A 13,976-nucleotide genomic window follows, 5' to 3' on the forward strand; every position below is an offset into this window, starting at 1 on the left:
TTATGGGATGTGGAAGTTGTTCTACAGGTGGCGGATGCGCCCCCGCAGGTTGCAAAAGTAATGGCTCGTGCCTTACAGGTGGCTGCGGAAAAATGGAAGTTTACGATTGGCTGTCCAATTTGGATATGCCTTCAAATTATAAGCCTTTTCCGATCATTGAAGTTAAATTTAAAGGCGCAAGAAAAGAATTCTTTGTCAATCATGACAACATTTATCTGGAAATCGGTGAGCTGGTTGCAGTTGAAGGCCCTACAGGAGGCTACGATATAGGTCATGTATCCTTAACAGGAGAGCTGGTCAGGATGCAGATGAAACGTAGAAAGACCAATGCTGACCAGGTAACCAGAAAGGTTTACCGTAAGGCAACAGAAGCGGATGTGGAAAAATGGAAAGTGGCCAAATCTATGGAGTGGGAAACCATGCATAAAGCCCGGACACTGGCCTTGGACCTCCGTTTATCTATGAAAATAAGTGATGTGGATTATCAGGGCGACAAAACCAAGGCTACGTTCTTTTATACAGCTGAAGGGCGTGTAGATTTCAGGGAGCTGATCAAGAAAATGGCCGAAGCTTTCCGCATCAGGATAGAAATGCGGCAGATTGGCATGCGCCAGGAAGCGGGCCGTTTGGGCGGTATCGGATCCTGCGGCAGGGAGCTGTGCTGCTCTACCTGGCTAACGAATTTCAAAACCGTGTCTACCGCTGCGGCAAGGTACCAGAACCTGTCTTTAAATACGCTGAAGCTGGCAGGCCAGTGCGGTAAGCTCAAGTGCTGCTTAAACTATGAGCTGGATACTTACCTGGATGCACTGAAGGATATCCCTGATCGTGTGGATAGCCTGCAGACCGAGATTGGGGTAGCCAGACATCAGAAAACAGATATCTTTAAGAAACTCATGTGGTTCAGCTATCCGAATACGGAAGACTGGATCCCATTAAAAGTAGACCGTGTAAAAGAAATCATGGCCATGAACAAAAAAGGCCAGAAACCGGTTAACCTTAAAGAGGAAGCGGTTGAGCTGGTAACCACCGCTGTATTGGATAAAATTCCTGATTACGAAAATGTTGTGGGCCAGGACAGTTTAACCCGCCTGGATGATAAGCCCAGGAACAAGGGCAATAAAAACAACCGGAATAACCAGAACCGCAATAAAAACAATGCAGAGCGGAATGATAAGACTGCGAGACCGGATAAACAGCCAAAACCTGCTCAACAAACAAAAAACAGGCCTGAAGGCAATAAAAAGGAAAATGTGAATGCCGGACAGCCTGGTGGAAATGCAGGGGCGCAGCCAGGTACAGGACAAGCTAACGGCGGCCAACCCTCGGGCAACAGAAACAACAGGAACCGGAATAACCGCAGGAAAAAGCCAACCGATAAGCCTACGAAATGAATAGATGGATAATTCTACTTCTGTTTTTTGCTGTTTTAGGGCTGCTTTTTAGTGGCTGCGACCTCAATAATATAGCGGACAGCAACCAGACCATGCCGGCACGTAACTGGAGTTATGCCGATAAGGTGAAGGTGATGGTTGACATTACCGATAGCAATAAATTATATAACATCTATTTTAAACTGCGCCATACGGCAGATTACAGATATTCCAACATTTTTATCCTGCTAAATGTAAAAACGCCAAAAAAGAAACGGAGCCGGCGTTATGAGTTTAAACTGGCCCAGGCCGACGGGCAATGGAACGGATCAGGATCGGGCAATTTATATACCTATACTTTCCCTTTGCTTACACGTTTTAAGTTTCCGGCGCCAGGTCGCTACGAGCTGGAACTGGAGCAGAATATGAGGGACAATCCCCTGAAAGAGATCAGTGATGCAGGAATAAAGGTCTCTTTAATTAATTAAAGCAAGGGCATCAGTTGCTCCAATGCCATTCCACGCGACCCTTTAAGTAAGATCAGGGCATTTTTTAGCGGGTTTGTTTTCAAAAATGCAGCTGCCTCTGCCGGGGTGGCAAAAAAATGGCCCTTGTGGTTTTGTTTCGCATGGTAAAAGTGTTTTCCAATAAAAATAAGCGTAGCAATATCTAGCTTTTCTGCCTGTTCAATAATGTTCAGGTGCTGTTTGGCCGATTCTTCCCCCAATTCAAACATATCTCCGATAATCACCGTTTTGTTGCTGCCCTTTAACAATTCAATATTGGTTAAGGCTGCAGCCATACTGCTTGGATTGGCATTGTAAAAATCGCAGATCACGGTGTTACTGGCGGTTTTGGTTAACTGTGAGCGGTTGTTGTTGGGGAAATAGCCCGACAGGCCGGCATTGATCTCTACCGGGCTTACTTCAAAAAACTGGCCGATACATACGGCAGCAAGGATATTTTCAAAGTTATAAGCACCGGTTAAGTTTAAGGCGATGTAGAATTCGCCGGCCTTGCTTTGCCAGGAAAGTTCAATAAAGGGATCTGTTTTTAAGAGCTTTCCAGCTACCGTATTGCTGCTTTCAGTACCATAATAAACAACTTTGCTCAATTGCGCTTTTTCGCTCATCTCTAATAAATAAGGGTTGTTGCGGTTGATGAACGCAAAACCCGAATGCTGCTTCAGGTAAGCAAACAGTTCTGCTTTCCCCTTTTTTACCCCTTCAAAGCCGCCAAATCCGTCCAAATGGGCCATGCCAATATTGGTGATCAGGCCATGTGTAGGCTGGGCTATGCCACAAAGAAATTCAATCTCCTTTTGATGATTGGCACCCATTTCTATCACAGCCATTTCTATTTCGGGTCCAAGGGACAGGATAGAAAGCGGAACCCCGATATGGTTATTCAGATTGCCCCTGGTGGCAAAGGTTTTGTATTTGCGGGAAAGCACGGCATTGATCAGTTCCTTCGTGGTGGTTTTGCCATTACTACCTGTAAGGCCAACCACGGGGATATGGAGTTGCGAACGGTGATGCCTGGCCAGGTCCTGCAGGGCGGTCAGTACATCGCTAACCAGCAGGCAACGCTCATTGGTTTGATAAGCTTCATTATCGATGATGCTGTATGCTGCACCAAGCTTCAGGGCCTCTTCTGCAAAGGTGTTGGCATCAAATTTTTCGCCTTTAAGGGCAAAAAAAAGACAACCAGGTACAATATTCCTTGTATCAGTACATACAGTGCTGTGGTTGAGGTAATGCTGATATAGGGAGCCTATGCTTGTCATACGTTAAAGTTAAAGCAACAAATTTATTCTAATGAACCCTAAACAAAGAATAATCTTTATTATTTTGGTATATTAAACAAGTATAGCCGGCCATCAAGAATAGTAATAACGAATCCAGATGATAAAATACTTTCTGTACCCCTTTTTGTTGTTATGGATGGGCGTTTTTACTGCGGAGGCACAGGTGAAATCACCTGATGAGTTTCTCGGTTATGCTTTGGGCAGTAAATTTACGGCTCATGATAAAGTGCTGGACTATTTCAGGTACCTGGGCAAAGCAGGTAAAAATGTGCGGATTGTAAATTATGGGAAAACATATGAGCGAAGGGAATTGCTGCTGGCCATTGTATCTTCCAAAGAAAACCTGGACAACCTGGAGCAGATCAGAAAAAACAACCTGATTTTGAGCCGTGGGCAAAAGATAACGGGGAAACAGTTTAAACAACCGGCTATCCTGTGGCTGAGCTATAATGTTCATGGCAATGAGGCCAGTCCGACAGAAACGGCCTTAAAAACTTTATATACCTTGGCCGAGGCCAGGACAGGTAACATACAGGAATGGCTAAAACGTACAGTGGTGATTATTGACCCCTGTCTGAATCCTGATGGCAGGGAGCGCTATGTAAATTATTTTAACAGTGTAAGCGGTCTTAAACCGAACCCCGATCCGATGGCAAGGGAGCATGTAGAACCCTGGCCCGGGGGGCGTAGCAACCATTATTATTTTGACCTGAACCGCGATTGGGCCTGGCAAACCCAGGTAGAAACGCAGCAGCGCCTGGTGTTATACCAGGAATGGATGCCACAGGTACACGTAGATTTTCATGAGCAGAACTACAATGAGCCTTATTATTTTGCACCTGCAGCAGAGCCGATACACCAGGATATTACAGCCTGGCAAAAGGAGTTTCAGGTAACGGTAGGCAAAAACAATGCAAAGTATTTTGACCAGAAAGGCTGGTCGTATTTTACCAAGGAACAGTTTGACCTGCTGTACCCCTCTTATGGGGATACTTATCCCTTGTACAATGGGGCTGTGGGAATGACTTATGAGCAGGGTGGAATAGGGGCTGGCCTGGCTGTAACTACCATTGATGGGGATACATTGACCTTGAAAGACCGGATAGACCACCATTATACCGCAGGAATGGCAACGCTGGAAACCGTGGCCCAAAATGCAGACCGCCTGCAGGAAGAGTTTAGAAAATACTTTGAAAAGGGGATGCTTGTCCCGCCCGGAATTTTTAAAACATACATCGTAAAAGGGAGCAATACTGGTCGTTTAAAGCGGATGGCTGCGCTTTTAAAGAAAAACCAGGTCGAATTTGCTTTCGGGGCAGAGGGAACTGTAAGTGGTTACAACTATGAAACAGGTAAGGTTGAGCCCTTTAAAATGGAGCGGAATGACCTGGTCGTAAACCTGCAGCAACCCCGTGCCGTGCTGGCCAATGTGCTGTTTGAACCGCAGACAACGGTAAACGACTCCAATACTTACGACATTACAGCCTGGGCCCTGCCTTATGCCTACGGTTTAAATGCTTACGCCTTAAAAGAATCCATTAAGGGCAGGTATCCGTTTATGGAAACGGAACAGGCTGTCGTTGCCCTGCTGCAGCGACCCTATGCCTGGATATTGCCCTGGAATTCGCTGGATGATGCCAAAGCATTGATTGCCCTGCAAAAAACAGGGGTTAAGGTAAGGGTAGCCGAGGAAAGCTTTAAGGTAAGTGGCCGGACCTATGATCCTGGGACCTTATTGGTTTACCGCTCCGAAAATGAACGTTTGGTTAAAGACGTTTCAGCAAAAATTGCCGCGGTCGAAAAAATAGCTAAAGTAGCTTTTTATCCTGTAGCGGGGGGCTTTGTGGACAAGGGAAAAGATCTGGGTTCTTCTGTTTACAGGGCCTTAAATGTGCCTAAAGTAGCCATAGTTGCCGGAGCAGAGAGTTCGGCCCAAAGTATGGGCGAGATCTGGCATTTTTTTGAACAGGAACTGGATTTCCCTTTAACCACGATTGGCTTGGATGATATTGGCAACCTGGATATCAATAAAGTGAATACCCTGATTTTTCCGGATGGGGCGTATGGGGACAGTATTGGAGAAAAGCTGCAGGAATGGATAAAGATTGGCGGCAAACTGATCCTTTTTGAGGATGCCATATTGAGTGCTGCGGGTAAAAAACCGTTTGACATCCAGAAGAAAGAATATTTTAAGGATGAACTGCCGGTTAATTCTATCCCAAAATATTTGAGCAGGAAACAAGCCAATTTATCCAATGCCATTCCGGGGGCAATTTTTAAAGTAGAACTTGACCATAGCCATCCCATATCAGCCGGACTGGGAAACTACTATTATACGTTAAAGACTGATGACAAGCTGTATGAATTTCTGAAAAAGGGCTGGAGTACCGGTATTTTGAAACCTGGGAGTTATATGGCCGGTATTGCCGGTGAAGGCGTGCTGAAAAAACTGGGCGCAGGAATGCTTTTTGGTGTACAGCCTGAAGGGAAAGGCTGTATTATCTACATCGGGGCGAATATCCTTTTCCGCTCTTTCTGGGAAAATGGGAAACAGATGTTTGCCAATTCTATTTTTTTAGTGAATTAAAACTTTAATGATTTAGGTATTCCTAATAGCAAGTCCTCACATAGTTCACACATTCTACACACTTTCTTCACAAAAAGGTACCTGTTTGTGGGTTTGGTGTGAAGGATAGGTGAACCAGGTGTGAAGAATGACTTTCTTTGTGAAGAATCCGGTTGGAAATATATCCTGGTAGATCAGCAAGCATAAGAGAACGGGCTGAATTTTACTTTATTGTTGTGCGGATGTTAGGAAGTGTTAAAAAAAGTTAAAATTTTGAAATTCAAACTGTTTGGCTTTCTGTTTGGTTTTTTGTTTTGTTATAGCAGTTTTTTGTAAAATAATATTCCGAATTAAAACTTTTTTCAGTTATTTGTTGTTTAATTGATGTGTCACTGAAGTGTCATATATAGGTTGAACTTACTGAATATGTTATGCTTGCATATCAAGTTTGGTATATTTGATCATTATTAACTAACCTAAATTTTTTATCTAATGAAAAAACTTCTACAAAGTTTGTTCATTTTTGTGTTCGTTGCAGGAGCAGCTATGGCACAAGATCGGACAATTACTGGTACGGTTACAGGAAAGGACGACGGATTGCCGGTTCCTGGAGTTTCCGTAAAAATTGTTGGTACACAGAATGGTACTTCAACAGATGCAAATGGTAAGTACGCCCTCAAAATTTCTTCGGGTGCAGCTTCAATCGAATTCTCTTCAATTGGTTATTTAACACAAACCATTGCTGTCGGCTCTGGTAATGTGGTAAATGCAGCTTTAGCTACTGATGCGCAGCAACTGGGCGAGGTGGTAGTTACAGCTTTGGGTATTTCCAGGGAGAAAAAATCGTTGGGATATAGTGCAACCACACTTAAGTCTGAAGACCTGACCAAGGCAAGAGAAACAAATGTTTTGAACTCTTTAGCTGGTAAAGCAGCAGGTGTACGTGTAAATGCCCAATCTGGAACGCTTGGCGGAGCTTCAAAAGTAGTAATCAGGGGTGTAAACTCTTTAGATGGCGGTTATCCATTGTACGTTATTGATGGTTTAACTGTTACAGAATCTAATGCTGTTGGTGGAACAACGGCAACCAACGTCGATTTTGGTAACCGTATTGGTGATTTAAGCTCTGATGACATTGAATCGATGACTGTGTTAAAAGGTGCTGCAGCAACAGCATTGTACGGAGCCAGAGCAAGAGATGGTGCGATCATCATTACTACTAAACGTGGAAAAAAAGGAGCTCCAAGCTCTATTGATATCAATTCTTCGTTTCGCTTTGAAAACCCATTGGTGTTGCCTGAACTTCAGAATGAATATGCTCAGGGAAATAAAGGAGTGTACCAGTTAACTGCAACAAACGGATGGGGACCTAGAATTTCAGATGTTCAAAATCAGACATTCCCTAACTTTTTAGGAAATCAGGTGACATTGCAGGCCTATCCTGATAATGTGAAAGACTTTTTTAATACAGGTACAGCAATCATGAACAATATTTCGTTTGCTGGTGCCGGAGACAATTCTGACTACAGGGTTAGTTTTTCAAGTGCAAATGAAAAAGGAATCATTCCTCAATCCACATTAGACAGGTATACACTTTCTTTAAATGCAGGAAAAGAATTTAGTCCGAAACTTTCATCAAGGTTTACCGGTTCATATACCAATCTTAAAGCTGATGGAAGACCTGCACAAAGTTCAAATAATACCAACGCAATTGTTTCTACTATTTATGGCCTGCCCAGAACTATTGATATCAATTTGCTGAAAAATAATTTTGAGGATAAAGAAGCAGGTACCCAGATCTTTTTAAGTCCTAACCGTAATGGTAATAACCCTTACTGGGTGATGGAGTATAACAGGAACAGCAACTCTGTAGATCGTTTTACCGGAACTTATAACCTTACTTATAAACCTTTAGACTGGATTACCATCAGCAACAACTTTGGTGCTGATATATATACAGAAAAACGCCAGCTCTTGGTGAGAAAAGGTACTGCAGGTTTTCTGCAAGGTAAATTTACCAATTTTGACCTGCTGAGTAAACAGATTAACGACGATTTAATTGCCACTTTAGAACAGAATAACCTGGTAAAAGATTTTAAATTTAAACTGATTGTGGGTGGTAACATTAACCAGCGTTTAAATCAAAGCACCAATATTGAGGCTGTTGGTTTAACCGTTGATCAGTTATACAACTATACCAATGCTTCCAGTAAAAACCCGACTTCAATTTATACACAAAGAAGATTGCTGGGTTTGTATAGCGCCTTAAGTGTGAACTATAAAGATTACTTATACCTGGATGTAACGGGTAGAAATGACTGGACATCTACACTTCCTATCGCAAACAGATCATACTTTTACCCATCAGTGAGCGGAGCATTTATTTTCTCTGAATTGTTGAAAGATAAAAATATGGATTGGTTAAGCTATGGAAAAATCAGGGCCAGCTGGGCGTCAGTAGGTAGTGATTTGGAGGCATATAAACTGGATTATCAGTATGACCCGATTTCAACAGTATTCTTACAGTATGTTTCTTCTACCGCAGTAGTTTTTCCTGCCGGACCAATTTCGACAGCGTTTACTGCGCCTAAAATATTACCAAATCCAGAGCTAAAACCACAGAAACAAAATTCTTATGAGCTGGGTACAGAGTTGAAATTTTTACATAACCGCATTGGTATTGACTTTGCTTTTTACAATAACTTAACAAAAGATCAGCTGATCCCAATCGATGTACCTATTGCAACAGGATATTTTGCCAAATATGTTAATGCGGGTGCAATCAGAAATAAGGGTATTGAGGTGGCTTTAAATCTGGTTCCGGTAAAAACTAAGGATTTTGACTGGAATATTGATTTCAATTTTGGAAAGAACAAACAGACTGTTGATGAACTGGCGCCTGGATTGATACAATACAGTCTTGCCAGCGGTTATAGTGGATTGTCAATTAAAGCCGAAGTTGGTGAGCCTTTTGGCTTATATGGCTCTAAATGGTTAAGAGATGACAATGGTAATTTTATAATTGATGAAGATAATGGCCAAAAGATTGCTAAAACAAACCAGCGTTTGGGTAATATTTATGCCGACTGGACTTTGGGTATCAATAACAGTTTTAATTATAAAGGGTTTAACCTTAGTGCATTGATCGATATTCGTAAAGGCGGTGTGTTTTATTCTGGAACTGTGGCCAATTTACGTGGTGGTGGTTTAGCAAAAGAAACCGGTGGCGACAGGGCTCCTATTGTAGTTCCTGGTGTTAACCTGGTAAGTCCCGGACAGTACAAGCCGAACACTACTCCAATGACCGCTCAGGATTATTGGGTCTGGGAATCGAGTACAACCAATACAGAAGGTAATGTTTTTGATGCCGGTTTTGTTAAGCTAAGGGAAGTAAGTTTATCTTATGTCATTCCATCCAAAGTATTTAAATCAGGATTTATCAGAGGTATTCAGCTGGGTGTTGAAGGGAGAAACTTATGGTTAATTAAAAGCCATGTGCCTCATGTTGATCCTGAGCTTAACTTTTTTGGTGCAGGTAGTGTTGGGGAAGGTGTTGAATTCAACAGTATTCCTACAACCAGATCGTTTGGTATGAATTTAAGGTTGACCTTGTAAAAAATTAAAAACACGAATGTTATGAAAATTAGAAATAAAATTTTTGCCAGTTCTTTGTTGTTGCTTGTCGCAATTGCAGGGATGTCGTGCAAAAAGTATCTGGATATAAATAAAAACCCATTGTCTGCCGAAAAGGTAGAAGCTAAATTGCTGTTTGGCTATGCTGTAACGGCCTGGGATGTAAGTAAAAATAGTGGTGATAATTACATTGCACTTGGATTTCTTGGGCAAACATTATCCTCTGGTGGTGACTTCTCTGAAAACTGGGGTTCGTCCAATTTATACAACATCAGTACCAATATCATCGGTAATGGCTGGAAAGTATATTACAGTACAGCCGGTTTTAACTTGAAACAAGCTATTAAAGCTGCCGAGTCTGCTAAACCTGTAAATAACAATGGGGCTGCACAATGTAAAATTATACTGGCCCAGCTATTGTTTGAGGGAACGACTTTATTTGGTGATGTTCCCTATTCACAGGCTTTTGATATAAATCAGTTTCCTTATCCTAAATATGATGCCCAGAAGGATGTCTTGGAATCTTTATTGAAACTGCTTGATGAAGCTAACGCGCAAATTGATGTGGCAAACACAACCAAGATAGCTGATTATGACATTTTTTATGGTGGTGTAATGGCAAACTGGAAAAAACTCGCCAATTCCATCAAATTTAAAATTTTGATGACAATGGTCGATAAAGATCCTAGTAAAGCTGCAGCCATTGGTGCACTTGTTCAGGCGCCGGCAACTATGATTGCTTCACCTGCTGATAATTTTAGGGTTTTGTATTCAGGAAATACAAACAATGAGAATCCTAAATTCAGGTTATTTGGCGGTCAGAATCCTTTTACTTATGCAAATAAGACTGTTACAGACTGGATGGTTCGAAAAAATGATCCAAGATTGCCAAAATATTTTGATAGGCCAGCAGGGGAAACTAACTATATTGGTGTTCCAGCCAATGTGGATGCGGATGAGCACACTTCTTTGATCAGTACTTATTTGTACAGGAAAACTGCACCTTCGCTTATATTCTCTTTTCAGGAAATGCTGTTTTTGCAGGCAGAAGTTTATGCCAGGGGAATTGGTGTTCCAAAAAATTTGACTACTGCGAATACTTTATATAAGAACGCACTTCAAGCTGCGTTTACTTTTTACGAAGCCGATCCAGCTAAGGTTTCTGCCTATATGACACCTGGAGGTGGCTTGGTTGATTTAACCACCGCTGCAGATCCGGTAAAAGAAATTCATATGGAACAATGGATTGATATGATGGACAGGCCATTGGAGGCATTTTTACAATGGAGAAGATCTGGACCGGACGGAAGTGAAGTGCCATTGCTGACCGTGCCTTTTGGCGCAACAGCTGGACCTCTTTTCAGAAGACTTCCTTTGTCTGATGATGAGATCCGCGCAAATCCTAACATCCCGAACCCACAACCAAAGTATACGGATAAAGTTTGGTTTGATCTATAAGGTTTTAATAAAGGTCTAATACTAAAAAACGAATGGGCTGTACTCAATAAAGAGGCAGCCCATTTTTTATATGATTATGTTTAATTACTATTTAAAAGACAGTGTTACTTCCTGGCCCTCTACTCCTAACTTAACCTGTTTCCCCAATACCATTGCCCGGTTGTCGTCAATATGTCCGGTAGGAAAATTAAAACAAACCGGATAGTTGTATTCTTTTACAATATCCCATATGACCTGCTCGGGACTGGCACCAAAGGGAATCGATTCCGGCGTAATTTCATTAAAAGCACCAACAATAAGGCCTTTTAATTTGGCCAGTTTGCCACTGCGCTTCAACATACGCATCATTCTATCTATGGAATATTCATGTTCACCAACATCTTCCAGAAACAGGATTTTATCGTTATAGTCCATTTCCGATTCCGAACCTTGTACGGCAACCAGCAAAGTTAAATTGCCGCCAATTAAAAGGCCCTCGGCATGGCCACTGCGGTTTTCGAATGTGCTGGTATGATGATAACTGACTGCGCCCCCAAATAAAGCGGCTTTTAAAGATTCGAGCGATGCCAGGCTTGCTTCATCAAATGTATAGGGCATTTGGCCATGAATGCTTTGTGTTTTTACTTCCGCAAACAGATGGGAGAGCAAAACGGTGATGTCGCTAAAGCCAACAATCCATTTGGGATAGCGTTTAAATGTGCTGAAGTCAAGGTCATCAATGATCCTGATGGTGCCATAGCCCCCTCTTCCGGCAATAACGGCCTTAATTTCCGGATCGTCTAAAAAGCCTTGCAGGTCAGCAGCCCTTAAAGCATCGTCGCCAGCAAACTGGTGGTGCACTGCACTTACTGTTTTTCCCCTGATCACGGTTAATCCCCATTGTTCAAGAAGGGCAATCGCACTTTCTATACTCCTGGGTAATTGCTTGGCCGGACAAACAATTGCAATTTTGTCACCTTTTTTTAAATACGGGGGCTGCTTAATCATTACGTAAAACACTTATCTTTGCCAAAATAATAAAAATAGTTTTGGATAACAGTAAAATAAAAAGATATACGGTAACCGCCGCGCTTCCTTATACCAATGGACCGGTACATATCGGGCATTTGGCAGGTGTTTATTTACCTGCAGATACCTATGTGAGGTACCTGCGCTCTAATAAAAGGGATGTAAAGTTTATTTGCGGCTCTGACGAAAATGGGGTACCCATTACCCTCAAGGCCAAAAAAGAAGGGGTAACCCCCCAGGTTATTGTAGATAAATACCATAAGATCATTGGTGATTCTTTTAAAGAATTTGGTGTTTCTTTTGATATTTATCACCGCACATCATCACTGATGCACCACCAGACTGCATCCGACTTTTTTGAGACCCTTTATAACAAAGGGGTTTTTACTGAAGAGGTTACCGAACAGTATTATGATGAAAAGGCACAGACGTTTCTGGCCGATCGCTACATTACCGGTACCTGCCCGAAATGTGGCAATGAAAATGCTTATGGCGATCAGTGCGAAAACTGCGGCAGTACGTTAAATGCAACTGATCTGATCAATCCGAAGTCGACATTATCAGGTGAGCCACCTGTAAGAAAGGAAACCAGGAACTGGTTTTTGCCATTGGATAAATATGAAGAGCAGTTAAGAAAATATATTGACGGACATAAAGAATGGAAGCCAAATGTATTTGGGCAATGCCAATCCTGGTTAAACGCAGGTTTACAGCCCAGGGCGATGACCCGTGATCTGGACTGGGGCGTAAAGGTGCCATTAAAGGATGCGGAAGGGAAAGTACTTTATGTTTGGTTTGACGCCCCTATTGGCTACATTTCAGCAACAAAGGAACTCTTTGAATATGCCCGTCTGGATGTGTGGAACCCAAAGGCCGAAGAATATTATATCAACCAGAGTGAGGTAGAAAAAGGCAGCTGGGAAGATTACTGGAAAGATGAAGAAGCCAAACTGGTGCACTTTATAGGAAAAGACAATATCGTTTTTCATTGCATCATATTTCCGGCAATGTTAATGGCGCATGGCGATTACATTTTAGCAGATAATGTACCGGCCAATGAATTTTTAAACCTGGAAGGGCAGAAAATATCTACTTCTAAAAACTGGGCCGTATGGTTAAATGAATATCTGGAAGAGTTTAAGGATAAACAGGATGTATTGCGCTACGTATTAACGGCCACGGCTCCTGAAACAAAAGATAACGATTTTACCTGGAAAGATTTTCAGGCCAGGAACAACAATGAACTGGTTGCCATATTGGGCAATTTTGTAAACCGGGTGGTGGTACTGACGCACAAGTACTTTAAGGGTAAGGTGCCAATGTGTATGCACATTACACCGGAAGACCAGCAGGTAATGGATGAGCTGGCTGCAGCCCCGGCAAAAATCAGCGCATCGATAGAGAATTACCGTTTCAGGGAAGCGTTGGGTGAGGTAATGAATGTTGCACGCTTGGGCAATAAATACCTGGCAGACACAGAGCCTTGGAAAGTGATTAAAACGGATGAGGACAGGGTGCGTACGATTTTGAACATCAGTTTACAGATCGCTGCCAATTTAGAAATACTGATTGAGCCGTTCCTGCCGTTTACAGCGGATAAGCTGATGAAAATGCTGAACTATGGTGGGCATACCTGGGAATCGGCAGGTAACGTAAATTTACTGCATAGGGGCCATCAGCTGAATGAGCCGGTATTGCTGTTTGAAAAAATTGAAGATGAGGCCGTACAGGCCCAGATAGATAAACTGAACAGGAGCAAAGCGGACAATACTGCTGCTGCTGCGGTTACAGCACCGGCAAAAGAAAACATTCAGTTTGAACAGTTTACAGCCGTTGATATCAGAGTTGCCACGATAATTGCGGCAGAGAAGGTAGAAAAAACCAAAAAGTTGCTAAAACTAACACTGGATACTGGAATAGACCAGCGTACAGTGGTTTCTGGTATAGCCGAATTTTATAAGCCAGAAGATGTGATTGGGCAACAGGTTAGCCTTGTGGTCAATCTGGCACCGAGAGAGATCAAGGGGATTGTTTCACAGGGAATGATCCTGATGTCGGAAGATGCAGAGGGGAAGCTGGCGTTTGTGGCGCCGGTAGTTAAGCATAATAACGGTAGTGTGATCAGGTAAAC

At 42.5% G+C, this 13,976-nt stretch carries 8 protein-coding genes; 6 read left to right on the plus strand and 2 right to left on the minus strand.

Going from position 1 to position 13,976, the window contains the following annotated elements:
- Window positions 1–2 precede the first annotated feature (2 nt).
- Both PHEP_RS00380 and PHEP_RS00385 read left to right on the plus strand, forming a co-directional pair.
- Window positions 3–1,394, plus strand: a complete 1,392-nt coding sequence (locus tag PHEP_RS00380; RefSeq protein WP_012780255.1) for a PSP1 domain-containing protein — start codon at window positions 3–5, stop codon at window positions 1,392–1,394.
- Window positions 1,391–1,861 carry a gliding motility lipoprotein GldH gene (locus PHEP_RS00385; RefSeq protein WP_012780256.1) on the plus strand — a complete coding sequence of 157 codons (471 nt, stop codon included), beginning with the start codon at window positions 1,391–1,393 and terminating at the stop codon, window positions 1,859–1,861. The genes PHEP_RS00380 and PHEP_RS00385 overlap by 4 nt, the downstream gene beginning before the upstream one ends.
- On the opposite strand, the gene PHEP_RS00390 is transcribed toward PHEP_RS00385, so the two are convergent.
- Window positions 1,858–3,159 carry a UDP-N-acetylmuramoyl-tripeptide--D-alanyl-D-alanine ligase gene (locus PHEP_RS00390; RefSeq protein ID WP_012780257.1) on the minus strand — a complete coding sequence of 434 codons (1,302 nt, stop codon included), beginning with the start codon at window positions 3,157–3,159 and terminating at the stop codon, window positions 1,858–1,860. The two genes, PHEP_RS00385 and PHEP_RS00390, sit on opposite strands and share 4 nt — an antisense overlap.
- Before the next feature lie 118 nt (window positions 3,160–3,277).
- Between PHEP_RS00390 and PHEP_RS00395 the strand changes: the two genes are divergently transcribed.
- The 3 genes from PHEP_RS00395 to PHEP_RS00405 all read left to right on the plus strand — a co-directional run bounded on the left by PHEP_RS00395 (window position 3,278) and on the right by PHEP_RS00405 (window position 10,837).
- Window positions 3,278–5,767: a M14 metallopeptidase family protein gene (locus PHEP_RS00395; protein ID WP_036675033.1), complete on the plus strand. Its 2,490-nt coding sequence runs from the start codon at window positions 3,278–3,280 to the stop codon at window positions 5,765–5,767.
- A 471-nt stretch (window positions 5,768–6,238) separates the two neighbouring features.
- Window positions 6,239–9,361 carry a SusC/RagA family TonB-linked outer membrane protein gene (locus PHEP_RS00400; protein ID WP_012780259.1) on the plus strand — a complete coding sequence of 1,041 codons (3,123 nt, stop codon included), beginning with the start codon at window positions 6,239–6,241 and terminating at the stop codon, window positions 9,359–9,361.
- Window positions 9,362–9,382: 21 nt separating this feature from the next.
- Entirely contained in the window at window positions 9,383–10,837 is a 1,455-nt protein-coding gene (locus PHEP_RS00405) for a SusD/RagB family nutrient-binding outer membrane lipoprotein (RefSeq protein ID WP_012780260.1), read from the plus strand.
- A gap of 87 nt (window positions 10,838–10,924) precedes the next feature.
- Here the strand turns inward: PHEP_RS00405 and PHEP_RS00410 are convergent, their stop codons facing one another.
- Entirely contained in the window at window positions 10,925–11,824 is a 900-nt protein-coding gene (locus PHEP_RS00410) for a S66 peptidase family protein (RefSeq protein ID WP_012780261.1), read from the minus strand.
- A gap of 41 nt (window positions 11,825–11,865) precedes the next feature.
- Here PHEP_RS00410 and metG point away from each other — a divergent pair, with 41 nt between their 5' ends.
- Window positions 11,866–13,974, plus strand: a complete 2,109-nt coding sequence (metG, locus tag PHEP_RS00415; protein WP_012780262.1) for a methionine--tRNA ligase — start codon at window positions 11,866–11,868, stop codon at window positions 13,972–13,974.
- Window positions 13,975–13,976 lie beyond the last annotated feature (2 nt).

The organism is Pedobacter heparinus DSM 2366 (assembly GCF_000023825.1).
GTDB classification, from domain to species: domain Bacteria; phylum Bacteroidota; class Bacteroidia; order Sphingobacteriales; family Sphingobacteriaceae; genus Pedobacter; species Pedobacter heparinus.